Annotated in this window: 23 protein-coding genes; 13 read left to right on the forward strand and 10 right to left on the reverse strand. The window is 73.4% G+C overall.

The genetic code is table 11. The features are described from left to right. Nucleotides 1–19 precede the first annotated feature (19 nt). The 3 genes from ACFWRT_RS10760 to ACFWRT_RS10770 form a co-directional block, all read right to left on the reverse strand. Nucleotides 20–724: a GPR1/FUN34/YaaH family transporter gene (locus tag ACFWRT_RS10760; RefSeq protein WP_380950605.1), complete on the reverse strand. Its 705-nt coding sequence runs from the start codon at nucleotides 722–724 to the stop codon at nucleotides 20–22. Between the two features lie 100 nt (nucleotides 725–824). Continuing rightward, nucleotides 825–2,363 (reverse strand): zf-HC2 domain-containing protein, encoded by a 1,539-nt coding sequence (locus ACFWRT_RS10765; protein WP_380950604.1) that lies wholly within the window; start codon nucleotides 2,361–2,363, stop codon nucleotides 825–827. Next, nucleotides 2,360–2,953: an RNA polymerase sigma factor gene (locus tag ACFWRT_RS10770; protein WP_380950603.1), complete on the reverse strand. Its 594-nt coding sequence runs from the start codon at nucleotides 2,951–2,953 to the stop codon at nucleotides 2,360–2,362. Before ACFWRT_RS10770 ends, ACFWRT_RS10765 begins: the two co-directional genes overlap by 4 nt. Before the next feature lie 341 nt (nucleotides 2,954–3,294). Here ACFWRT_RS10770 and ACFWRT_RS10775 point away from each other — a divergent pair, with 341 nt between their 5' ends. Beyond that, nucleotides 3,295–3,669: an STAS domain-containing protein gene (locus ACFWRT_RS10775; RefSeq protein WP_073877301.1), complete on the forward strand. Its 375-nt coding sequence runs from the start codon at nucleotides 3,295–3,297 to the stop codon at nucleotides 3,667–3,669. 125 nt (nucleotides 3,670–3,794) lie between these two features. After that, nucleotides 3,795–4,322 carry an EF-hand domain-containing protein gene (locus ACFWRT_RS10780; protein ID WP_380950602.1) on the forward strand — a complete coding sequence of 176 codons (528 nt, stop codon included), beginning with the start codon at nucleotides 3,795–3,797 and terminating at the stop codon, nucleotides 4,320–4,322. Nucleotides 4,323–4,388: 66 nt separating this feature from the next. On the opposite strand, the gene ACFWRT_RS10785 is transcribed toward ACFWRT_RS10780, so the two are convergent. After that, nucleotides 4,389–5,972 (reverse strand): class I adenylate-forming enzyme family protein, encoded by a 1,584-nt coding sequence (locus ACFWRT_RS10785; protein ID WP_380950601.1) that lies wholly within the window; start codon nucleotides 5,970–5,972, stop codon nucleotides 4,389–4,391. 169 nt (nucleotides 5,973–6,141) lie between these two features. On the opposite strand from ACFWRT_RS10785, the gene ACFWRT_RS10790 reads away from it, so the two are divergent. The 4 genes from ACFWRT_RS10790 (at nucleotide 6,142) to ACFWRT_RS10805 (ending at nucleotide 10,504) form a co-directional block, all read left to right on the forward strand. Continuing rightward, a complete protein-coding gene (locus tag ACFWRT_RS10790; protein ID WP_380950600.1) occupies nucleotides 6,142–7,341 on the forward strand; it encodes an amidohydrolase family protein in 1,200 nt (399 codons plus the stop codon). 10 nt (nucleotides 7,342–7,351) lie between these two features. Continuing rightward, a complete protein-coding gene (locus tag ACFWRT_RS10795) occupies nucleotides 7,352–8,509 on the forward strand; it encodes an acyl-CoA dehydrogenase (protein WP_380950599.1) in 1,158 nt (385 codons plus the stop codon). Nucleotides 8,510–8,515: 6 nt separating this feature from the next. Continuing rightward, nucleotides 8,516–9,553, forward strand: coding sequence for an acyl-CoA dehydrogenase family protein (locus tag ACFWRT_RS10800; protein ID WP_380950598.1), 1,038 nt, complete (start codon nucleotides 8,516–8,518; stop codon nucleotides 9,551–9,553). Nucleotides 9,554–9,991: 438 nt separating this feature from the next. Then, nucleotides 9,992–10,504 carry an ATP-binding protein gene (locus ACFWRT_RS10805; protein ID WP_380950597.1) on the forward strand — a complete coding sequence of 171 codons (513 nt, stop codon included), beginning with the start codon at nucleotides 9,992–9,994 and terminating at the stop codon, nucleotides 10,502–10,504. A gap of 28 nt (nucleotides 10,505–10,532) precedes the next feature. Here ACFWRT_RS10805 and ACFWRT_RS10810 read toward each other — a convergent pair whose 3' ends face one another. Continuing rightward, entirely contained in the window at nucleotides 10,533–11,459 is a 927-nt protein-coding gene (locus tag ACFWRT_RS10810; protein WP_380950596.1) for a cyclase family protein, read from the reverse strand. 84 nt (nucleotides 11,460–11,543) lie between these two features. On the opposite strand from ACFWRT_RS10810, the gene ACFWRT_RS10815 reads away from it, so the two are divergent. From ACFWRT_RS10815 to ACFWRT_RS10825, 3 genes are all read left to right on the forward strand, one after another. After that, a complete protein-coding gene (locus ACFWRT_RS10815; RefSeq protein ID WP_380950595.1) occupies nucleotides 11,544–12,482 on the forward strand; it encodes an SDR family oxidoreductase in 939 nt (312 codons plus the stop codon). A gap of 245 nt (nucleotides 12,483–12,727) precedes the next feature. After that, a complete protein-coding gene (locus ACFWRT_RS10820; protein WP_380950594.1) occupies nucleotides 12,728–13,891 on the forward strand; it encodes an acyl-CoA dehydrogenase family protein in 1,164 nt (387 codons plus the stop codon). Further along, a complete protein-coding gene (locus ACFWRT_RS10825; RefSeq protein ID WP_380950593.1) occupies nucleotides 13,888–14,937 on the forward strand; it encodes a Zn-dependent alcohol dehydrogenase in 1,050 nt (349 codons plus the stop codon). The genes ACFWRT_RS10820 and ACFWRT_RS10825 overlap by 4 nt, the downstream gene beginning before the upstream one ends. A gap of 1 nt (nucleotide 14,938) precedes the next feature. Here the strand turns inward: ACFWRT_RS10825 and ACFWRT_RS10830 are convergent, their stop codons facing one another. Continuing rightward, nucleotides 14,939–15,574 carry an SRPBCC family protein gene (locus ACFWRT_RS10830; protein ID WP_380950592.1) on the reverse strand — a complete coding sequence of 212 codons (636 nt, stop codon included), beginning with the start codon at nucleotides 15,572–15,574 and terminating at the stop codon, nucleotides 14,939–14,941. 145 nt (nucleotides 15,575–15,719) lie between these two features. Here ACFWRT_RS10830 and ACFWRT_RS10835 point away from each other — a divergent pair, with 145 nt between their 5' ends. Beyond that, complete coding sequence (locus tag ACFWRT_RS10835; protein WP_380950590.1) at nucleotides 15,720–16,391, forward strand: TetR/AcrR family transcriptional regulator; 672 nt, start codon at nucleotides 15,720–15,722, stop codon at nucleotides 16,389–16,391. Nucleotides 16,392–16,400: 9 nt separating this feature from the next. Here the strand turns inward: ACFWRT_RS10835 and ACFWRT_RS10840 are convergent, their stop codons facing one another. Next, entirely contained in the window at nucleotides 16,401–17,393 is a 993-nt protein-coding gene (locus tag ACFWRT_RS10840) for a GlxA family transcriptional regulator (RefSeq protein ID WP_380950589.1), read from the reverse strand. Between the two features lie 83 nt (nucleotides 17,394–17,476). On the opposite strand from ACFWRT_RS10840, the gene ACFWRT_RS10845 reads away from it, so the two are divergent. Then, nucleotides 17,477–18,799: an MFS transporter gene (locus tag ACFWRT_RS10845; protein ID WP_380950588.1), complete on the forward strand. Its 1,323-nt coding sequence runs from the start codon at nucleotides 17,477–17,479 to the stop codon at nucleotides 18,797–18,799. Beyond that, nucleotides 18,796–19,233, forward strand: coding sequence for a ribosomal maturation YjgA family protein (locus ACFWRT_RS10850; protein ID WP_380950587.1), 438 nt, complete (start codon nucleotides 18,796–18,798; stop codon nucleotides 19,231–19,233). Before ACFWRT_RS10845 ends, ACFWRT_RS10850 begins: the two co-directional genes overlap by 4 nt. Here the strand turns inward: ACFWRT_RS10850 and ACFWRT_RS10855 are convergent. After that, a complete protein-coding gene (locus ACFWRT_RS10855; RefSeq protein ID WP_380950586.1) occupies nucleotides 19,187–19,519 on the reverse strand; it encodes a hypothetical protein in 333 nt (110 codons plus the stop codon). The genes ACFWRT_RS10850 and ACFWRT_RS10855 overlap by 47 nt on opposite strands. A 191-nt stretch (nucleotides 19,520–19,710) precedes the next feature. Here ACFWRT_RS10855 and ACFWRT_RS10860 point away from each other — a divergent pair, with 191 nt between their 5' ends. Further along, on the forward strand, nucleotides 19,711–21,051 hold the full coding sequence (locus ACFWRT_RS10860; RefSeq protein WP_380950585.1) for an MFS transporter: 1,341 nt from the start codon (nucleotides 19,711–19,713) through the stop codon (nucleotides 21,049–21,051). A 37-nt stretch (nucleotides 21,052–21,088) separates the two neighbouring features. Here ACFWRT_RS10860 and ACFWRT_RS10865 read toward each other — a convergent pair whose 3' ends face one another. Both ACFWRT_RS10865 and ACFWRT_RS10870 read right to left on the reverse strand, forming a co-directional pair. Then, nucleotides 21,089–21,691, reverse strand: a complete 603-nt coding sequence (locus ACFWRT_RS10865) for a flavin reductase family protein (RefSeq protein WP_380950714.1) — start codon at nucleotides 21,689–21,691, stop codon at nucleotides 21,089–21,091. Nucleotides 21,692–21,769: 78 nt separating this feature from the next. Continuing rightward, nucleotides 21,770–22,354, reverse strand: a complete 585-nt coding sequence (locus ACFWRT_RS10870; RefSeq protein ID WP_380950584.1) for a CGNR zinc finger domain-containing protein — start codon at nucleotides 22,352–22,354, stop codon at nucleotides 21,770–21,772. Between the last annotated feature and the right edge of the window lie 27 nt (nucleotides 22,355–22,381).

The following is a 22,381-nucleotide window of genomic DNA, read 5'->3' on the forward strand; positions in this document are numbered from 1 at the left end:
CGTGCGGCCGTCGCCGGGCTCACAGCTGGTGGCGGACGCCCGCCTCCTGCTGGGCCTCGGTGAGCTGTTCGCGCAGGTCGCCCTCGATGGACTCGCGGGCCTTGCCGCGGCGGAAGAGCGGCAGCACGGTGCGCTGTTTGCCGTCCTCGACCAGGAGGGCCAGGCCGCCGTAGAGCGCGAAGACGCCGATGCCGAGCCCGGTCCAGCCCGCGGCGACCTGGAGGGCGTTCCCGAGCCCCGCCTCGTAGAGGCCCGTCAGGGCGAAGCGCGCGGCGGTGAGGGTGAGCAGGACGGCGAACAGGGGCTTGGACTGCGCCGCCGCCCCGGCGAGCGCCAGCACGAAGGGGACCAGCGCGAGGAGGAAGACGGCCTGGGCCACCACCGGCTCGCCGGGCGGGGAGTCCAGGGACGTCACGCTCGTCCCGGCCCAGGCGGCACCGAGGAGCAGCAGCGCCGTCCCGGCCCCCGCGTCGCGGGCCAGGAAGGCGAAGATCCCGCCGATCACCTGGAGCGGGACGACGAAGATGAGGACCAGGAGCAGCAGGATGCTGCTCTGCGCGGCCGGCACCCAGCCGAGCTGGAGGGACGACAGGACCGTACTGCCCATGCCGAGGGCAAAGAAGCCCAGCGGCAGCGGGCTGGCGATCGGGCGCAGCACGATGCGGGTCACCGCGTCGGTGGTCAGCGGTTCTGAGGGGCCCTCGGGGGCGGATTTCTGAGGCATCGCGCAAGCGTACGAGTCCGGGGCCGGTGCGGGGCCACGGACACAGTCGCTCCGGCTGTCCCGGCCGGTCGCGCGCGGCCTACAGCCGGCCGTGCGCGGCCTACAGTCTGCTGAGCGAGGCCGACGCGAACAGTACGTCGCGGATGGCCTCGCGGTCGCCCTCCTGACCCGCCGCCGCTTCCACCGGCGAGATGTGGCCCGCGACCAGCCGGCAGAACTCCACGCCGTCCAGGGCCACCTGCGCCACCGCGCGGTCGCGCGAGCCGACGGCGGCCGGTGAGTCGAGCGCGATGTACCAGTCACCGCCGCCGTGCCCCTCGACCTCCAGATGGACCGAGCGGCCCGGCTCCCCGGGCGCCACCAGCTCCCGGGCCGGTCCGGCGAGCCCGGCGCGGCGGCGCCCCGCGAGGGCGGCCGGGAGCATCCGGGCGGCCAGGTCGATCATCCGGTGCAGATGGGCGGCGGACGGCGGCCGGTACGGGTAGTCCACCGCCTCCGCGATGTCCGTGCCGTGCACCCAGCACTCGAAGGCCCGGTCCAGCAGCGCGTCCTGGAGCGGCAGGGCGAACTCCCCGTACGAGACGGAGCGCTCGGCCGCGTTCGGCCCGGCGAGCGCCGCCGTACGGATCAGGTCGTGGGTGAGGGCCCGCCAGGGCTCACGGACGGCCCGGGTGGCGGGCGGGTAGGTGGCCGCCCAGTACGTCTCGGTGCGCCGGGTCGGCGAGAGCGGCACCTCGGCCCCGCCGCCGGGCGCCTCGGTCCCGACGCGGGCACCGGTCCCGGTCCTCATCCCGCCGAGGGCACCGGTCCCGGCGAGCGGGTCGTCCAGGCCGAGCGCGGCGGAGAGCAGCCCGTCGACGGCCATCAGGTGGCCGATCACCCCGGCGACCGTGGTCCGGCGGGTGACCGCGCGCTCGTCCTCGAACCACTGGAGCCGGACCGGCGCGTGCCAGTCGGAGTCCCCGATGTCGCGGAGCAGCGCGTCGAGCCGGGCGGTCTCGGCGTCGTACGCCGTGGCCCACTCCGGGATCGGGACGCGGGCCGGGCGGCGCCCCAGGCAGCCGTCCAGCACCCGGGTCCGCAGGGTCGGGTCGAGGTCCAGCGAGCCGTCGGTGTGCAGCAGCCCCACCGCGTCCCGCAGCCGCAGCGCCTCGTCCGCACAGGGCGCGCACCCGGTGAGGTGGTCCTCGACGGCGGCGGTCTCCTCGGCCGAGCAGGCGGAGAGCGCCCAGGCGCCGAGGAGGGCCTTGAGGACCCGGTGGGAGAGGCTCGGGGCGGAGGCGTCGGCGGTCACGGCGTGGGGCGTGACGGGCTCGAACGCGGGCCCCGCCTCGTCCGGCTCCTCCGGCTGGTCCGGTTCATCTGGTGCGTACGGTTCACACGGCTCGTGTACGGCGTCCTCGGCCTCGTCCGCCGCACCCACCTCAGGCACGGCCTCCTCCGCGTCCCCGGCCTCCCCCTCCGGAACCCCCTGCTCCGGCACCGCCCCCTCCGGCGCGGCGGAACCCGGCGGCGGCAGCACCGGCCGCTCCGCCGTCTCCAGGTCGAGGTCGTCCACCGCGCCGCGCGGGCCCGGTATGCGGCGAGCGCCCCGCACCTCGTCGTCGCGCCGGCCGCCCTCGCGCCCGTCGCCGTTCACCGGACGCGTCCGTAACCGGGTGGTGAGGACCCTTCGAGCGGCCGGGTGTTGGCCGTGGACAGCAGTTGGAGCCCCAGCCGGAGCCGGCGGCGGGCCTCGTCCTCGGTGACCCCGAGGTCGGCCGCGGTCTGCCGGTAGTCCCGGCGCCGGTTGTACGCCAGCTCCAGGGCCTGCCGCAGGGAGGCGGGCATCGAGGAGACGATGTAGTCGGCCCGGGCCGCCGCGGTGGCGCTGCGCACCCGACGCTCCAGCTCCTCCGGGTCCGGCGCGGCACCCTCGCCGTGCTGCTCCGCGTACGCGACGGCGGCCGCCCGCCGCAGCCGCTGCACGGACTGGCGGTGGGTGAGCCGGGCCACCCAGGAGCGCATCGAGCCCTGCTTCGGGTCGAACGCCTCGGGGTTCTCCCAGACCTGGGCGAAGACCTCGCGGGTCACCAGGTCGGCGGCGTCCTCGTCGTCGAGCATCCGGTGTGCCTGGCTGTGGACGAGCGCGGCGAACCGGTCGTACAGCTCGCCGAGCGCCGCCGCCTCACCGCAGGCCAGCCTCTGCTGCATCCTGCGGTCCCAGCGGGGCGGTGCGTCCTTCGCCATGAAACCCCCCAGCCCCCGGCCCTGTGCCCAGCTACGTGATCCGGCCTTTGCCCTCGCTGTCCGAATGTAGTCGTCCGCGCGGGCCCCGCACCTGCCTTTGCCGCAACTGTCCGGTGTGAGGAAGCCGCTGACCAGCCCCCGACCGTACCGATCTCTTTCGGCCGTTCTTGCCGCCCCGGCTTCCCTGAGCAGGGAAAACCGGCCGAAGTGATCATTTCCACCGGAAACCCCCTGGGCGTCGGGGGCGCACGCGGTGTTTCATGGATGCGCGGTTGGGCAGCCGCGAGGAGGAACGGAAACTTCCGGATTGCCGGGAGCCCCGGAACGAGAGGTCCAGTCGCGTGACGCTGAAGGTGGACGAGACCGAGCAGGGCGACTGGACCGTGCTGCGGATACGCGGTGAACTCGATCTCGTGAGCTCACCCGTCGTGCGTCAGTCCGTCCACGACGCGGTGGCGGAGGGGCAGCACGACGTGGTGCTCGACCTGTCCGAGGTCTTCTTCTGCGACTCCAGCGGGGTGGGGGTGCTGATCGCCTCACGCCGCCTGATGAAGTCCTGCGGCGGCCGGCTACGGCTGATCCTCCCGGCCCGGGGCGCCGAGGACGGCTCCCACGTCAACAAGGTGCTGGGGGCGCTGGGGGTGCGCCGGCTCTTCGACGTCTACCCGGACACGGTGTCGGCGGTCGACGAGGCGTGCGAGCCGCTGACGGCCTGAGGCGCACGGGACGGGTGCGCCGCAGGGTGTGACCGGCCGAAAGCGTTCGGTGCTGAAGCGAGGTTGTCACACAGGAGGCGTCGCTCGGTGACACGTGAAGGCTCCGGGCGACGTACGCTCCCCGCATGGACAGCGCAGAGTACGAGCGAAAGATCGCGCACCGCTTCGCCGCCTTCGACCAGGACGGCAACGGCACCATCGATCGCGCCGATTTCAACGCCGCAGCCGCCCGTCTGCTCACCGAGTTCGGTACGACGGCCCGTTGCGACAAGGGCCAGGCCCTCTACACCGGGGCCGAGGCCTTCTGGCAGGGCATGGCGGGCATCGCCGATGTGGACGGGGACCAGCGGGTCACCCGCGAGGAGTTCGTCGGCGGGGCGGTGAAGCGGCTGCGGGACAATCCCGAGCGGTTCGCGGAGATCGCCCGCCCCTTCCTGCGGGCGGCGATCGCCGTGGCCGACAGCGAGGGCAACGGCGGCCGGGCCTCGGTGGCCTCCGTGGAGCGGGCGCTGAAGGTGCTCGGGGCCAGCGCCGAGATCGCGGGCATCGCGGCCCAGAGCCTGGACACCGACCGGGACGGGCTGATCGCCGAGAGCGATGTCGTCTCCGCGCTCGCCGTTTACTTCACGGTGATCGAGCCCGACGCCACGTAACCGCCCGACGCCGTACGGGGGTGGCGCGCCCACCCCCGTAACCCCTCAGGCACCCCCGTAACTGCCTCAGGCACCCCCGCCGAAGCGCTCCCGCAGCCGGTACTTCAGCACCTTGCGCAGCGTCTCGTTGCGGGGGAGGGCGTCCAGCACCTCCAGTTGCTCCGGAACCTTGTGGACGGAGAGCCCGGCGCCGCGCAGGTGGGCGGCCAGCTCGGGCAGGGTCGGTGCCGGGACGCCCGGCGCCCGCTCCACCACCGCGCAGACGCGTTCGCCGCGCTCGGCGTCGGGGAGCCCGACGACCGCCGCGTCGGCGACGGCGGGGTGGGTGTGGAGCAGGTCCTCGATCTCCTTGGCGGAGATGTTCTCGCCCTTGCGGATGATGATGTCCTTCAGCCGCCCGGTGAGCGTGAGGTGCCCGCTCTCCTGGAGCCGGCCGAGGTCCCCGGTGATCAGGAACCCGTCCGTGTCGAAGGCCGTCCCGGTCGCGGAGGCGTCCAGATAGCCCCGGCAGACCGCCTCCCCGCGCAGCCGTACCTCGCCCTCCACGCCGTGCGGGACCGGCTTGCCGTGCTCGTCGGTGATCCGGATCTCCATCCCCTCCGGCGGCCGCCCCTCGGTCAGGGCCAGATGGTCCGGGGTGTCGTCCGGCGCGCCCATCGTGATCATCGGGACCTCGGTCATCCCGTACCCGTGGGTGAGCTGGACCCCCATCTCCCGCACCACCGCGTGGTACACCTCGGGCGGCTTCGGCGCCCCGCCGCCCGCGAGGAGGCGGAGGGACGGGATCAGCGGCCGGCCCGGGGCCTTGCGCTGCTCGGCCAGGAACATCGCGTAGAACGCCGTCGACCCGCCCGCCACGGTCACCCCGTGCCGCCGGTACTCGTCCAGCGCCTCCGGCAGCGCGAACTGCTCGAACATCACCGCCGGGAACCCGTACAGCAGCAGCATCACCGTGTAGTCGGGCCCGGCGACATGCGCGTACGGGAACGCCATCGACCCCACGTCGTCCGCGTTCAGCGTCAGCGCGTGTGCCAGGCAGGAGCCGCCGGCGATCAGGGAGCGGTCGGTGTGCAGGACGCCCTTGGGGTCGGAGGTGGTGCCGGAGGTCCAGTAGATCCACCGGACCTCCTCACCCGATGAAAGTTCCGGCGGAGGCGGCAGGACCGACGGGTCGCCGTCGGGGAGGTCGTGGTCCTCGTACGCCTCGAAGACCTGCGGCGGGTCGGCGAGTTCGGCCGCGATCCGCTCGGCCATCGCGGTGTGGTCGAAGCCCCGCCACACCCCCGGCACTGCGAAGAACGCGGCCCCCGACTCCCGTAGCGCGAACCGCACTTCACGGTCCCGGTAGAACGGGATGACCGGCGTCTGTACGGCCCCGAGCCGGGTCAGGGCGAAGGAGAGCAGGGCCGTCTCCAGCCGGGTCGGCAGTTGCCAGGCCACCACGCTCCCCGCCCGCACCCCCATCCCGTACAGCCCGGCGGCCACCCGCTCCGCCCGGTCCCGCAGCTCCCCGAAGGTCAGGGACCGGTCGCCCTGGAGCAGGACCGGGCGGTCGGGGGTGAGGGCGGCGCGGGCGTCGATCAGCTCCCAGAAGGTGCGGGAGGCGCCCAGCGCGTGGGCGGTCGCGGTCACGTCGTTCACGGCGGTCACAGGGGTCCCTCCGAACTGACGGCCAGTCAGATAGTGACGAGAGCGTAGGGCTCCGCGCCTTGTCGGTCCAGGGGTGCGGGGCTAGCCTGATGGCCGCAACCGCATCTGACGGACCATCAGAAAGCGCCCGGAGATCGTCGGGGTGCGCGCCGGAGGGGACGGACCCACCATGACGGACACGGAACTGCCTCGGATCGTCAGCGTCGACGACCATGTGATCGAGCCCGCACACCTCTTCTCCACCTGGCTGCCCGCGAAGTACCGCGAGCGAGGCCCGCAGCCGCTGACGGCGGGCATCGGGGAGCTGGCGTACACGGGCGGGAAGTACGTCATCACGATGGACCCGGACGGGCCGCCGACGGACTGGTGGATCTACGAGGACCTGAGGTTCCCGTACAAGCGGAACATCGCCGCCGTCGGCTTCGACCGCGACGACATGACGTTGGAAGGCATCACGCGGGCCGAGATGCGGCCCGGCTGCTGGGACCCCGCCGAACGCCTCAAGGACATGGATCTCAACCACGTCGAGGCCTCGCTCTGCTTCCCGACCTTCCCGCGTTTCTGCGGCCAGACCTTCGCCGAGGCGCACGACAAGGAGGTCGCCCTCGCCTGCGTACGCGCCTACAACGACTGGATGGTCGAGGAGTGGTGCGGCGACAGCGGAGGCCGCCTGGTCCCGCTCTGCATCATCCCGCTCTGGGACATCGACCTGGCCGTCGCGGAGATCAAGCGGAATGCGGCGCGGGGCGTGCGCGCGGTCACCTTCTCCGAGATCCCGACCTACCTGGGCCTGCCGTCCATCCACACCGGCTACTGGGACCCGTTCTTCGCGGTCTGCCAGGAGACCGGCACCGTCGTCAACATGCACATCGGCTCCAGCTCCCAGATGCCCGCCGCCTCGCCGGACGCACCGCCCGCCGTGCAGGCCTCGCTCTCCTTCAACAACGCGATGGCCTCGATGATGGACTTCCTCTTCAGCGGCGTGCTGGTGAAGTTCCCGACGCTCAAACTGGCGTACAGCGAAGGGCAGATGGGCTGGATCCCGTACGCCCTGGAGCGCGCCGACGACGTGTGGGAGGAGCACCGGGCGTGGGGCGGGGTGCGCGATCTGATCCCCGAGCCGCCGTCCACGTACTACTACCGGCAGATGTTCTGCTGCTTCTTCCGCGACAAGCACGGCATCGCCTCGCTGGACGTCGTCGGCCGGGACAACGCCACCTTCGAGACCGACTACCCGCACGTGGACTCGACCTTCCCGCACACCAAGGAGGTCGCGCTCGACCACGTCACGGGCCTGGACGACGAGACGGTCTACAAGCTGATGCGTGGCAACGCGATCCGGATGCTCGGCCTGGACCTGGACCGGTAGGGGCCCGGCGGTGGATCTCGCGTACACGGAGGCCGAGGAGGAGTTCCGGCGGCGGCTGGGGGAGTGGCTGGCCGCCGTGCTCCCCGGGATGCCTCCCAAGCCCTCGCCCGACGACTGGCCCGCGCGCCGGGCGTACGACACGGCGTGGCAGCGGATGCTGTACGACGCCGGGTACGCGGGCCTGCACTGGCCGGTGGACGCGGGCGGGCGGGGCGCCACCCCGACGCAACACCTGATCTTCCTGGAGGAGACGGAGAAGGCCGGGGCGCCCTACGTCGGGGCGAACTTCGTCGGGCTGCTGCATGCCGGGCCGACGATCGCCGCCGAGGGGACGGCCGAGCAGCGCGCCCGCTGGCTGCCGCCGGTGCTGCGCGGCGACGAGATCTGGTGCCAGGGGTTCAGCGAGCCGGACGCGGGCTCGGACCTGGCGGCGCTGCGGACGCGGGCGGTGCGTGACGGGGACGACTACGTGGTGAGCGGGCAGAAGATCTGGACCTCGCACGCGGAGGTGGCCGACTGGTGCGAGCTGCTGGTGCGGACGGACCCGGGGGCGCCGAAGCACCGGGGGATCAGTTGGCTGGCGATGCCGATGGACGCCCCCGGGATCACCGTCCGGCCGCTGCGGACGCTGGCCGGGTCGACGGAGTTCGCGGAGGTGTTCCTGGACGAGGTCCGGGTGCCCGTACGGAACCGGGTCGGCGCCGAGAACGACGGCTGGCGGGTCACCATGGTCACCCTCTCCTTCGAGCGCGGTACGGCCTTCGTCGGCGAGGTCGTCGCCTGCCGCCGCACCCTGGAGGCGCTGGCCGCCGAGACCCGGCGGACGGGGAGGTGGGACGACCCGGTGCTGCGTCGGCGGCTCGGCCGCCTGAACGCCGAATTCCGGGCCTTGTGGCGGCTCACGCAGGCGAACGTGAGCGAGTCCGAGCGGACGGGCGGGGTCCCGGGCATCGGCGGCTCGGTCTTCAAGCTGCGCTACTCCGGGGTCCGCCAGGAGCTGTACGAGGCGGCGGCGGAGGTGCTCGGCGGCGTCGACGCCTTCGATCTGGACCGGGAATGGGCCCTGGACCGGCTCTCCTCCCTCGCGTACACGATCGCCGCCGGCACCTCGCAGATCCAGCGGAACATCGTCGCCGAGCGCATCCTCGGCCTCCCGAAGGGGCGCTGACCCGCCATGGACTTCCAGCTCTCGGACGACCAGCGGGCCCTGCGGTCCGGGATGCGGGACCTGCTCGGTGCGGTGTTCGACCGGGACCGGATGCGGGCGGCGGTGGAGCGGGGTGACCGGAACCGTGGGATGGACCGGGCCGGTGGGGGCGACCGGGCCGGCGGGGTGGGCCGGGGCGGTGGGGTGGACCGGGGGCTGTGGCGGGAGTTGGGTGCCGCCGGGTTCTTCGTCCTGCGGCTGCCGGAGGAGGCGGGCGGGGTGGGGCTCGGGCTGCCGGAGGCGGTGCTGCTCTTCGAGGAGGCGGGCCGGGCGCTGCTGCCCGGGCCGCTGGTGGCGACGCACCTGGCGGCGGGGCTGGTGAAGGGGGCCGCGGAGGGCGAGGCGGTGGTGACGGTCGCGGAGGGCGGCGGCCGGGCGGTGGCGGACCTGGGGGGCGCGGACGCGGTGCTGGTGGCGGGCGGCGCGCGGGTGCTCACGGGGGAGGAGCTGGAGGCGTTCGTGGCGGGGGCCGTTCCCGTACGGTCGATGGATCCCCTGACCCCGCTGCACCGCACCATGGGGCTTGCGGGCGCCTGGGAGGCGTACCCCGGCGCATTCCGCGGCGAAGGGGCGCTCCTCACTGCTGCCGAACAGCTCGGGAGCGCCGCGCGCACCACCGAGATGGCCGTTCAACACGCCCGTTCGCGCGCACAGTTCGGTTCGCTCATCGGTTCGTTCCAGGCGGTCAAACACCTCTGCGCCGACATGCTCGCCCGCACCGAACCGGCCCGCAGCGCCGTGTACGCGGCGGCGGTGACCGGCGACCCGGTGGAGATCGCGGCGGCCAAGCTGCTCGCCGACGAGGCGGCCGTCCGTAACGCGCGGGACTGCCTCCAGATCCACGGCGGTATGGGCTTCACCTGGGAGGCAGATGTTCACCTCCACCTGAAGCGGGCCTGGCTCCGGGCGGCCCGGTGGCTCACGGCGGTCGAGGCGGAGGAGGTCCTGGCCGCCGATCTGGGCCCCGTACGGCCGCTGTACGGCGGTTCAGCGGCCCTCGGTTGACGTGCCGGGCGAAGCAGGGGGCGGAGGGTGACTCAGTGCAGCCGGTCGGCGTCGATACCGGGTTGTGTCCTTTGCGTGATTCGTCACCGGGTGGAGTCGGCGCCGCGCTCGGGTACGCTCCGTGGGATGCGAGTGGTTCTGGAACCGGGCGATCCGGGGGCGGCCTGTGCGGCGGCTCCGGTCCGGGGCGAGGGCTCTTGCCGGAGATGTGCCGGGCCTGCCCGAAGAGCGTTTCTCGCGGTCTCTGCGCGCTCCTGTTCGACTCCCCGCAGCGTGCGTCGCACAGTATGCACCACGCGTACTCCTTCGCGCTGGAATATGCCCGAAGCGCTTGTTGCGGTGACTGTACGTCAACCATGCTGTCGCGTAGGGGAATCACGTTCCGTGACCCTGAGGAGGCGCGAGGCGATGTGTCCGCCGGTTCGGATGGTGTGAGCGGTGCAGGTGCTTCAGGTTCAGCTGGAGGTCGGTCCGGATCCCGCAGAGGTGGGGCGGGCCCGTCGGTGGGCGCGGTCGCGTCTGGTCGGTTCCGGGATAGGGGATGACGAGCCGCTCGCGGAGACGCTCATCCTGCTCATCTCGGAGCTGGTCACCAACGCGGTCGTCCACACGGGCTGCCCGGCGGTGCTGCGGATGCTGTTCGGTGGAGGCGGCGGTGCCGGGGACGCCGGGACCGTCCGGGTGGAGGTCGCCGACGCCAGCGACTGCCCGCCGCGCCCGCGTCACGCGGAGGGCGAGGACACGGGCGGCCGGGGCCTGGAGCTGGTGGACGGCCTCGCGGACCGCTGGGGCTGGCAGCGGGAGGGCGCCGGGAAGCAGATCTGGTGCGAGGTGGACCGGGGCGCTCCGGCGGTGGTGGTCCAGGAGGCGCCGCCGAAGGTCGTCGTGCAGGGCGGCGAGGTGTGCGAACCGCCCTCCTGCGTCTTCACGAACGCGACCGGCCTGGCCTGAGCGTCTGCACGCAGCGGGGCTTACGGGATCACAGCACCGCGACCGGGGCGACCGGAGATCCGGTGGCCCCGGTGAACGGCTCCGGCGCGGCGGTGAGCAGGAAGGCGTACCGGCCCTCCTCCGCACAGGCGGTGGACAGCGCCTCCAGGTCCCAGTTCTGGCCCTGGAGCATCCCCATCTCGACGAGGTGGAGGGCGTGCACGGGCAGCCACAGGTCCTCGATCTCCGGCGGGAAGATCTCGAAGGTCAGGGTGTCGTTGGCGACCGCCGCCACGTCCCGGGCGTGGAACCACTCGGGCGTGCGCACGGACAGCCCGGGCGATGGATAGCCGTACGCGTGCCGGTCCCCGGCCAGGAGGACCTGCACCTGCCCTGTCCGTACGAGGACGACGTCCCCGGCCCGTACGCGTACGCCTCCGAACTCCTCGGCCTCCTCCAGGTCCTCCGGTGTGACGGCGTGATCGCCGGCCAGCCGGTCCACGCCCCGGGCGCGCGCGACATCCAGCAGCACGCCCCGTGACACGACGTGCTTCACGGCGGCGATGGAGGAGAACTGCGCGCCGGCGTGCGCGGTGATGGTGTCGGCGGCCCGGCCGTTGTAGATCCGCCCGCCGTGCGAGGCGTGGGTCAGGGCGTCCCAGTGGGTGGCGGCCTGGAGCCCCATGGTGACGGTGTCATCGCTGGTGGCGACGGTCCCCGGGCCGAACATCTCCTGGTTGATCTGGACCATCGTGTGCAGCGGGTCGATCCGCCCCGGGATGAACCCGCTCTGCACGCCGCCGTGCCGGAGCGGCAGCGCGAGCGGTATCCGGCGACCGCTCCGGACGGCGCCGGCGGCCTCCCGTACGACGGCGTCGGTGATCAGATTGAGCGTCCCGCGCTCGTCGGCCTCGCCCCAGCGCCCCCAGTTGTTCACGCGCTCGGCGCGTTCGTGGAACTCGGCCGGCAGGGACATGGGGACCTCCTGGGTCTTGTGCCGGGGTATCCGACTGCCCGTAAAATCTAACGGTCCGTCAGAAACCGCGGGAAGGGGCCGGGCATGGGGAACTTCTTGGCAGGCAAGGTGGTCGCCGTCACGGGGGCCGGCCGGGGGATCGGACGGGCGGTCGCGCTCGCGGCGGCGGCGGAGGGGGCGCGGGTCGTCGTCAACGACTACGGCGTCTCGGTGGAGGGGGCCGAGCCCACCAGCGAGATCGCCCGGTCGGTGGCCGAGGAGATCGAGGCGGCGGGCGGCTCGGCGGTGGCGGTGGCCGACGACATCTCCACGATGGCGGGCGGGCAGCGGATCGTGGACACGGCGCTGGCGGAGTACGGGCGGCTCGACGGGGTCGTGTGCGTGGCCGGGATCCTGCGGGAGCGGATGCTGTTCAACATGTCCGAGGAGGAGTGGGACCCGGTCCTCGCGACGCACCTGAAGGGCACGTTCACGGTCTTCCGCGCCGCGTCGGCGGTGATGCGGAAGCAGGAGGGCGGGGGGACGCTGGTCGGCTTCACCAGCGGCAACCACCAGGGGAGCGTGTCCCAGGCCAACTACAGCGCGGCGAAGGGCGGAATCATCTCGCTCGTCCGCAGCGCGGCGCTGGGCCTGCACCGGTACGGGGTGACGGCCAACGCGGTCGCCCCGGTGGCCCGGACCCGGATGTCGGCCGGGGTGCCGATGGAGCTCGCGGAGATCGGGGAGCCGGAGGATGTGGCGGCGCTGGTGGTCTACCTGCTGAGCGAGCGGGCGCGGGCGGCGGGGATCACCGGCCAGGTGTACACGATCGCCGGGCCCAAGATCGCGGTCTGGGCCCAGCCGAGGGAGCTGCGGGCGGGGTACGCGGAGGGGGCGGCCTGGACCCCGGAACGGATCGCGGCCTTCCTCCCCGGGACGGTGGGGACGGACCCGATGCCGATGCTGGCGCGGGTGGAGGAGATGGCGGCGGCGGCGAAGTCCGGGGCCCGGCCGAACGCACCCTCCAGCCCGTCCGGCGATTGAACCCGGGGTCTGGGGGCGGAGCCCGGGGGGGGGGGGGGGGGGGGGGGGGGGGGTGGGGGGGGGGGGGGTGGGTGGGGGGGGGGGGGGGTGGGGGGGGGCCCCCCCCCCCCCCCCCCGCGGGGGGGGGGGGGGGTTCCCGGGGGGGGGGGGGGGCCCCCCCCCCGGGGCGCTGCCCCGGACCCCGCTCCTCAAACGCCGGAGGGGCTGGATTCGGGGCGGAGCCCTCAGGACGACAGGAGGCACGTATGGACTTCCGGTTCACCGAGGACGACCACACCTTTCGCACCCACGCCCGCACCTGGCTGGACAGCCGCCTCGCCGACACCCCCGCCCCCCACCCCCGCGCGTGGGAACGCGAGTTGGGAAAGGCGGGGTGGATCGGGATCGGGTGGCCCGGCCGGGACGGCGAGGACGGCGACAGGTACGGCAACCGCCCCGCCCCCCTCACCCACCAGGTCATCTGGGCCGAGGAGTACGCCCGCTCCACCGCCCCGCCCCGCATGGGCCACATCGGCGAGAACCTCCTCGCCCCCACCCTCATCGCGTACGGCACCGAGGAGCAGCGGCGCCGCCACCTGCCCCCCATCGCCCGCGGCGAGACCCTCTGGTGCCAGGGGTACAGCGAACCCGGCGCCGGGTCCGACCTCGCCGGTATCCGCACCACCGCCACCCCGGACACCACCACCGGCGGCTACACCGTCACCGGGCAGAAGATCTGGACCTCGCTGGCCCAGGACGCCGACTGGTGCTTCGTCCTCGCCCGCACCGAACCCGGCTCCACCCGCCACCACGGACTCTCCTTCCTGCTCGTGGAGATGGACCAGCCGGGCAGGATCGAGGTGCGGCCGATCCGGCAGATGACGGGGACCAGCGAGTTCAACGAGGTCTTCTTCGACGGGGCCCGGGCCGCCGAGGCGGTCGGCGGTGAGGGCAACGGATGGGCCGTCGCCATGGGGCTGCTCGCCCTGGAGCGCGGCGTCTCCACCCTCGCCCAACAGATCGGGTTCGCCCAGGAGTTGGACCAGGTGATCGCCGCCGCTCGGGCGACCGGGGCCGCCGAGGACCCGGTCCTCCGAGCCCGGCTCGTACGCCAGTGGGCCGAACTCGTCACCATGCGCCGCCACGCCCTCCGCACCCTCGGCACCCCCGGTGACCCGGGCGCCCCCAGTGTGGCCAAGCTCCTCTGGGGTGGCTGGCACCAGCGGCTCGGCGAGCTGGCGGTGGAGGTGAGCGGCGAGGCGGGGGCCGTCGGCCCACAGCCCTGGTCGGCCACGACCCCGTACGACCTCACCACCGCACAGCGCCTGTTCCTCTTCACCCGGGCCGACACCATCTACGGCGGCTCCGACGAGATCCAGCGGAACATCATCGCCGAGCGGGTGCTCGGCCTACCGAGGGAGCCGAGATGAGAGGCGTCGTCTTCGACGGCACACGGACCGAGGTCGTCGACGACCTGGAGATACGCGACCCCCGCCCCGGCGAGGTGCTCGTGGCGGTGGCCGCCGCCGGTCTCTGCCACAGCGACCTGTCCGTCATCGACGGCACGATCCCCTTCCCCGTTCCCGTCGTGCTCGGCCACGAGGGCGCGGGCGTGGTGGAGGCCGTCGGCCCCGGCGTCAGCCACGTACGGCCCGGGGACCATGTCGCGCTGTCCACCCTGGCCAACTGCGGGGCCTGCGCGGAGTGCGACCGGGGCAGGCCGACCATGTGCCGGAAGGCGATCGGGCGGCCCGGGCGGCCGTTCTCGCGCGGGGGCGGGAAGCTCTTCCAGTTCGCCTCCAACTCCGCTTTCGCGGAGGTGACGTTGGTTCGCGCCGTCCAGGCCGTGAAGATCCCCGCCGACCTCCCCCTCACCTCCGCCGCCCTGATCGGCTGCGGGGTCCTCACCGGCGTCGGGGCCGTACTGAACCGGGCGAAGGTCGACCGGGGCGACACCGTCGTGGTCATCGGCACCGGCGGCATCGGCCTCAACGTGCTCCAGGGCGCCCGGCTGGCCGGTGCGCTCACCGTCGTCGCCGTCGACAGCAACCCGGCGAAGGAGGCGGTGGCCCGGCAGTTCGGCGCCACGCACTTCCTGACCTCCGCCGACGGCGTACGGGACATCCTTCCCGACGGGGCCGACCACGCCTTCGAATGCGTCGGCCGCACCGAGCTGATCCGCCAGGCGATCGACCTGCTGGACCGGCACGGCCAGGCCGTCCTGCTCGGCGTACCGGCGGCGAGCGCCGAGGCGTCGTTCACCGTCTCCTCGATGTACCTGGACAAGTCGATCCTCGGCTGCCGTTACGGCTCCTCGCGGCCGCAGCGCGACATCGCCCTGTACGCGGACCTGTACCGGGAGGGCCGGCTGCTGCTGGACGAGCTGGTGACGGAGACGTACCCGGTGGAGGACTTCGCCAAGGCCGCCGACGACGCGCACCACGGGCGGGTGGCCCGGGGGGTCCTGGTCTTCTGAGTCAGCGGCGGGGGCAGGGCCGGGCCTCGGCGGCCTTCTTCAGGTCCACCAGCCACGCGTCCAGCCCCTGCTGGAGGATCTCGGTCGCGAACGGGACGTTCGCGTCGACCTGCTCCCCGGTGTGGGTCTCCTCGGTCCGCACCAGGACCCCGCCCCGGACCTTCGTGAAGCTCCAGACGTGGACGCCGTCGATGTGCAGCCCCTCGCCGACGGCGGGGCCGGTCCAACGGATGCAGGAGTCGCGCTTCAGCTGCTTGACGGTGGACGTGATGTCCAGGCTGGTGGCGGGAGTCGCCGGGTTGGGCGGGATCGGCGTCGTCCACCGGAACGCCGAACCGGGGCGGAAGGGCCCGTGGTCGACGCGGTCCACGTCCGTGACGTGGGCCTGCCAGTCCGGCCAGCGCTCCACGTCCGTCTGGAGCTTCCAGATGGTGGCCGGCGACGCGTCGATGACGGTCTCGGCCCGAGCCCGGACCAGGGCCTTGGCGTCGACGCCCTTGCCCTGGCAGGTGAGGGACGGGCCGGGGCGCGGGGTGGTGGCGCCGGCGGGCGCGGCGGCGGCGGTAGTGGCGGTGGCCAGGACCCCGGCGACGACGAGCGGGACGGTGAAGAGGGCGGCGGTACGGGTGCGGGACATGGGCGTCTCCTTCAGCTCAAGCTAGAGCATCGTTCGTTCGTTAGAAGTTGTAACGCATGGCGAACTGAAGGGTCAACGGTTTTCGTGATAGCTTCTAACGAAACTTTGAGTACGTAGTCTCACGGCTGGGGGAAGGTGGCACACCATGGCGAAGTCCGGCGCCACGTCCGACGCCGCGACCCCGCGCGAGCGCTACCGCGCCCAGGTCCGTACGGAGATCAAGCAACACGCCTGGGAGCAGATCGCCACGGCCGGCGCCTCCGCGCTCTCCCTCAACGCGATCGCCAAGCGGATGGGCGTGAGCGGCCCCGCGCTCTACCGCTACTTCGCCGGCCGCGACGAGCTGATCACCGAGCTGATCCGGGACGGGTACCGCAGCCTCGCCGACACCCTGCGTACGGCCGCCGCCGAGGGTGCCGACCTGTCAGGCCTGGCGCACGCGCTGCGCGGCTGGGCGCTGGAGGACCCGCACCGGTACTTCCTCCTCTACGGCACCCCCGTCCCCGGCTACCACGCGCCCGACGACACCACCGCCATCTCCGCCGAGATCATGGCGACCCTGCTCGACGCCTGCGCGGCGCTCACGTCGGATGCCTCCCGCGAGACCCCGTTCGCCGCCCACCTCGAAAAGCACCGCGACTGGGCCGGTGACCACCCCGCCCCGCCCGCCGCCCTGCACCTGGCCATGAGCTTCTGGACCCGGATGCACGGGGTCCTCTCCCTGGAGCTGGCCGGGCACTTCACCGGGATGCGCTTCGACCCGGCGCAGCTCTTCGCGGCCGAGCTGGACGACCTGCTGCGGCAGCGGACCGCGTAACGGCCCTGCCTACGGGGTGTCCGCCGAGGTCCGGCGGAACGTGCGCCGGTACACCGTCGGCGGCACGCCCAGCGCCGCCTGGAGGTGCTGGCGCAGGGAGGTCGGCGTGCCGAAGCCCGCGTCGCGGGCCACCTGGTCGATCGACAGGTCCGAGGACTCCAGCAGGTGGCGGGCCCGCTCCACCCGCTGCTGGGTCAGCCACTGGCCGGGGCTGACCCCCACCTCCTCCCGGAAGCGGCGGGTGAAGGTCCGTACGCTCATCGACTCCTGCCGGGCCATGTCCCGCAGCAGGATCGGCTTCTCCAGCCGCCCCAGCGCCCACGCGCGGGCCGTGGTGGTGGTCGCGAACTGCGGTTCGGGGACGGGGCGGTGGATGTACTGGGCCTGCCCGCCGTCCCGGTGCGGAGGCACGACCGTGCGTCGGGCGATCTCGTTGGCGACGGCGGACCCGTGGTCGCGGCGCACGAGGTGGAGGCAGAGGTCGATCCCGGCGGCGACCCCGGCCGAGGTGAGGACGTCGCCGTCGTCGATGAACAGGACGTCCGGGTCGACGCGGACCTGCGGGAAGAGCCGCTGGAAATGGTCGGCGGAGGACCAGTGCGTGGTGGCCGGGCGGCCGTCCAGGTATCCGGCGGCGGCCAGGACGTAGCTGCCGGTGCAGATGGAGACCATGCGGGTGCCCGGCCGGATCAGCGCGAGGGCGGCGGCCAGCTCCTCGGTGAGCCTGCCCTCCTCGAAGACCGGGCCCAGTTCGTAGGAGGCGGGGATGACCACGGTGTCGGCGGTGGCGAGCGCCTCGGGGCCGTGCTCCACGAGGATCGCGTAGTCGGAGTCGGTCCGTACGGGTCCCGGCGGGCGGATCGAGCAGGTCACGACCTCGTACAGCTTGCCGCCCCTGTTGCCCGGTGCGGGGTTCAGGGAGCGGCCGAAGATCCGGGCCGGGATGCCCAGCTCGAACGGGAGCAGTCCGTCCAGGGCCAGGACGGCGACGCGGTGCGGCATGGCGGGCCTCCTCGAAACGGGGAACTCGTACCGGCTGAAACTCACTGGCTGGTATAGACCACGGGCTGATACAGGTTAGCGACGTGACGAAGAAGCCGACAGAGACCGCGTCCCTTCCCGACGCCTCACGTGACACCCGACCGCCCTTGCCCCCGCTCCCGCCGCTCGGTCCGCACCCGCCGCTCCCGTCGCTCGGGCCGCTCGGTTCCGGCGGGCTCTGGAACCGTAACTTCCGCTACTTCTTCGTGGCCCGTACGGTCGCGCTCTTCGGCGACGGCATGATCCCCGTGGCCCTCACCGCCGGGCTGCTGGGCGCGGGCCGTCCCGCCTCCTCCGTCGGGTTCGCGCTGGCCGCCTGGATGGGGCCGCTGGCGGTGTTCGTGCTGTTCGGCGGGGTGCTCGCGGACCGGTTCACCCCGCGCCGCATGATGATCATCGCTGATGTGCTGCGGCTGGTCGGCGCCTCGGTGCTCGCCGTCACCTTCGCGCTGGGCAACCCGCCGCTCTGGTCGGTCTACCTCCTCAGCTCCGTCGCCGGGGTCGGCGCCGCGCTCTTCCAGCCCGGCGTCGCCTCGACCGTGCCCCGGGTCTCCACCGACGTCCAACGCGCCAACGCCGTCCTGCGAGTCGCCGAGGCGCTGATGACCATGGCGGGCCCCGCCTTCGCCGGCGTGCTCGTGGGGCTGGCGAGCGCCGGGGCCGTCTACGCGGCGAACGCGGCCACCTTCGCCGTCTCCGGCGCCTGCCTCTTCCTGATGCGCCTGGCCCCCGCCCCGCACGACGACGCCGTACGGGGCACCTTCACCGCCGAACTCGTCGACGGCTGGCGGGAGTTCCGCGCCCGCTCCTGGCTCTGGGGTGTGATCGCCGTCTGGACCGTCTACGGCTTCGCGGTCCTCGGCCCGATGCTCCCGCTCACCGCCGTCCTGGTCACCCAGGCGCACGGCTCGGGGGCGTACGGCATGCTGATGGCGGTCAACGGGGCCGGCAGCGTCGTCGGCGGACTCATGGCCCTGCGGCTGCGGCCGTCCCACCCGCTCGCGGCGGGCGCGATCGCGCTGCCCCTGGTCGCGGTGAGCCTGGTGGTGCTGGCCCTCGGGATGCCGCTGCCGGTGCTGGCGGCCGGGCAGTTGCTGGCGGGGGCGGGTGCCGCCTTCTGGCTGGTCATGTGGTCCACCACCGTGCAGACGCACGTCCCGCCGGAGGCCCTGAACCGGCTGCACGCCTACGATGTGGCCGGTTCGCTCCTGATGGTCGCGGCGGGCCGCGCCCTGGCCGGTCCGGTGGCCGAGGCGGTGGGCGCACCGGAGTTGCTGGTGGCGGCGGCGGTGGTCAACGTGGGTGTGGTGGCGGTGCTGTTGGTGGCCCGGCCGATCCGGCGGCTGAGGAGGGTGGGGCTCGGGTGAGGTCTCCCGTGCGGGATGCGGCGCTCCGGGCCCGCGTGGTGGCGGCGGGCGCCGCCGTCGTCACCGTCGCCGCCGGGCTCGGGGTGCGTGCCGGGGCGGACGGTGCCTTCGCCAAGTACGCCGGGAGCGCGCTCTATACGGTGCTGCTCTGCGCCCTCGTCGCCCTCTGCGCGCCCTGCGCTCGGCCCGTCGCCGTGGCCGGGACCGCGCTCGCCCTGAGCTGGGCGGTCGAGCTCCTCCAGCTCACCGGGGTGCCCGCCGGACTCTCCGCCCACAGCACGGCCGCCCGGCTGGTGCTCGGTTCGACGTTCAACGCGCCGGACCTGTTCTGGTACGCGGTGGGCGCGGCGGCGGCCTGGGGCGGCCACGCGGGGGCCCGGTGGCTCGCTACGCCTTCTTCCTCTGCCGCGCCTCGGCCCGCTGCATCTCGATGACCTCCAGGACGTGGGCGGTGGCCTGCCGGCGGACCGTACCGGCGACGAACAGCGCCACGCCCAGCACCGAGACCGGCACCGAGACCGCCAGGAGCGTCAACTGCCCGGGCCAGGCCTCGATCAGGTCGCAGTTCTGCGTCTCCCCGTAGCAGGACCCGCCCGACTGCTCCACCAGCAGGAACGCCAGCCGCACCCACAACGCGCAGGCGGCGAGCAGCAGAACCGCCCCCCAGGTCTGCATCGACGTCGAGGTGCGATGGAACTGCTGACGTGCGACCCACTGCATGAGATCCCCCGGATCCGTTGCGCTGCGTGCGAGGCGCCCGGCCGGGACGGCCGCGCGCTGACCGACGGCGATGGTACGTGCAGGGGGCACCGGACTCGGGCGCCGGGCTCGGGCGCCGGGCCGCGCACGGGTGGCCCGATTCCTGCGAACCATGTCCTTCCGGCCACTCGTGGGCGAACGCGCGGGCCAAGATGCTGGTCCACGTGACCGAGACCATCGAAAGCGCCGCCCAGGACGACGACCGGCGGCAGCCGCGCGAGGCGGGCCCGCGCCGCCTCCGCCGCCCCCGTATCCACCGGGCGTGGATCGTCGCCGCCGTCACCTTCGTGACGATCATCGGCGGCGCGGCCTTCAACTCCCTGCCCGGCCTGCTCATCGACCCGCTGCACACCGAATTCGGCTGGTCGCGCGGGGAGATCGGGCTCGCGGTCTCCATCGACATGGCGCTCTACGGCCTGACCGCGCCGTTCGCCGCCGCGCTGATGGACCGGTTCGGCATCCGCCGGGTCGTGGCGGCCGCGCTGAGTCTGGTGGCGGCCGGAGCGCTCGCCAGTGTCTGGATGACCGCCTCCTGGCAGCTGATGATCTATTGGGGGCTGCTCGTCGGCCTCGGCACCGGGTCCATGGCGCTGGCGTTCGCCGCGACCGTCACCAACCGCTGGTTCGTCGCCCGCCGCGGCCTGGTCACCGGCATCCTCACCGCGGCCGGCGCCTCCGGGCAACTCGTCTTCCTCCCGCTCTGCGCCTGGATCGTCGACGAGCACGGCTGGCGGCCCGCCTCCGTCACCGTCGCCCTGGCGGCCCTGGTGGCGGTCCCGTTCGTCTGGCTCCTGATGCGCGACCACCCGGCCGATGTGGGGCTCGCCCCGTACGGCGGTGTGCACGTCGCGAAGCCCGCCCCCGCCCGGGGTGCCGCGCGCCGCACGGTGGCGGTGCTGTTCCAGGCGGCCCGCACCGGCCCGTTCTGGCTGCTGGCGGGCACCTTCGCGATCTGCGGGGCCTCCACCAACGGCCTGATCCGCACCCACTTCGTCCCCTCCGCCCACGACCACGGCATGCCGATCACGGCCGCCGCCTCGCTGCTGGCGGTGATCGGGGTCTTCGACGTCATCGGCACGATCTTCTCGGGCTGGCTCACCGACCGCTTCGACGCCCGCCGCCTGCTCGCCGTCTACTACGCGCTGCGCGGGATCTCGCTGCTGTTCCTGCCGATGCTGATGGCGCCCGACGTGCGGCCGCCGATGGTCTTCTTCATCGTGTTCTACGGGCTCGACTGGGTCGCCACGGTCCCGCCGACGCTGGCGCTCTGCCGCGAGCAGTACGGCGAGGACAGCGCGATCGTCTTCGGCTGGGTGCTGGCCTCGCACCAGGTGGGCGCGGCGGTCGTGGCGTTCCTCGGCGGGGTCGCGCGGGACGTGTTCGGCAGCTACGACGTGGTCTGGTACGCGTCGGGGGCGCTGTGCGCGGTGGCCGCGCTGATGTCGCTGGTCATCCGGCGGGCGAGGGCGGCTTCGGTGACCGCCAGCGGCTGAACCGGTGATCCGCCGGGCCGGACCGTCACCGAGGCCCTCAGCGGCTGAACCGGCCGAACAGGCCCCGGTGGAAGAGCAAGGGCTCTCCCTCCGCCGCCGCTCCCAGCGCCTCCACCCGGCCCACCACGATGAGGTGGTCGCCGCCGGTGTGGACGGCGTGGACGCGGCAGTCCACCCAGGCCGGTACGGAGTCGAGCAGCGGTGACCCGGTCGCCGGGCCGTCCTCGTACGCCACCCCCGCGAACTTGTCCGCCCCGCTCACCGCGAACCCCCGGCACAGCGTGTCCTGCCCGGCCCCCAGGATGTTGACGCAGAAGGCCCCGGCGCGGGCGATGCGCGGCCAGGTCGTCGACGTACGGGCGACCATGAAGGCGACCAGCGGCGGGTCCAGCGAGAGCGAGGCGAAGGACTGGCAGGCGAAGCCCGTCGGCCCGTCCGCGTCGCGCGCGGTGACGACCGTGACGCCGCTGGCGAAGTGGCCCAGTACGCGGCGGAACTCGGCCGGGTCGACGGGGAGCCGCTCGCCGTCCCGGACGGCCCTGAGGTCGGGCCGGGGCAGCGCCTCCAGCGGCGCCGGCGGCTGCTGTGCGGTCGTGGCGGCGCCGACGGACCTGAGGTACCGGACGGCGGTGGCGGCCATGCCTGCGTGTCCCATCACCCGGCCATTAGAGCTGACGCATCGTCAGATGTGAACCCGCGTGCGGCGGATATGACCGCTTCACGCGCCGGTGCGGCGCGCGTAGTGGCGTTGTGCCTTCGCGCGGTTGCCGCAGCCGGCCATCGAGCACCAGCGGCGGGTCCCGTTCTTGGAGATGTCGTAGAAGTGCAGGACGCACGTGTCGTTGGCGCACGGGCGGATGCGGTCGGGCCGGTCGGCCACCAGGTGGAGCCAGCTCTCGGCCGCGTACCAGGCGGGCCCCCAGGCCGGGTCGTCCAGCTCCACCGCCGACTCCGGCAGCCCGTCGGCCCCCAGGGTGCGGCGGATGCGACCGTGGGAGAGCACCTCGTTGAGCGCGGCCGCGGTGGCGGGTGCGGCCTGCTCCTGCCGGGTGGCGGAGGCGGCCAGCGCTTCGAGCGCCGTACGGGTCTCCAGCAGCCGGTCCAGGGTGGCGCGGCCGACGGGTGGCGGGAGGGGGGCCGTGTGGGTGCGCACCGGCTCGCTGTGCAGCCAGATGGCCAGGCCGTTCTCGGATTCCAGCAGGTCGCGCGGGCCCTCCGCGCCGATCCAGCGGGTGTTGAGCAGATCCAGCGCGAGCGGTTCGCCGGTCAGCGGCCGGGGGTCGGGCCCGGTGGGGTGCGGCACGGCAGTGGGTCCTTCCGTCGCGAGGCG

The organism is Streptomyces cyaneofuscatus (genome assembly GCF_042718795.1).
Lineage (GTDB): Bacteria > Actinomycetota > Actinomycetes > Streptomycetales > Streptomycetaceae > Streptomyces > Streptomyces cyaneofuscatus_A.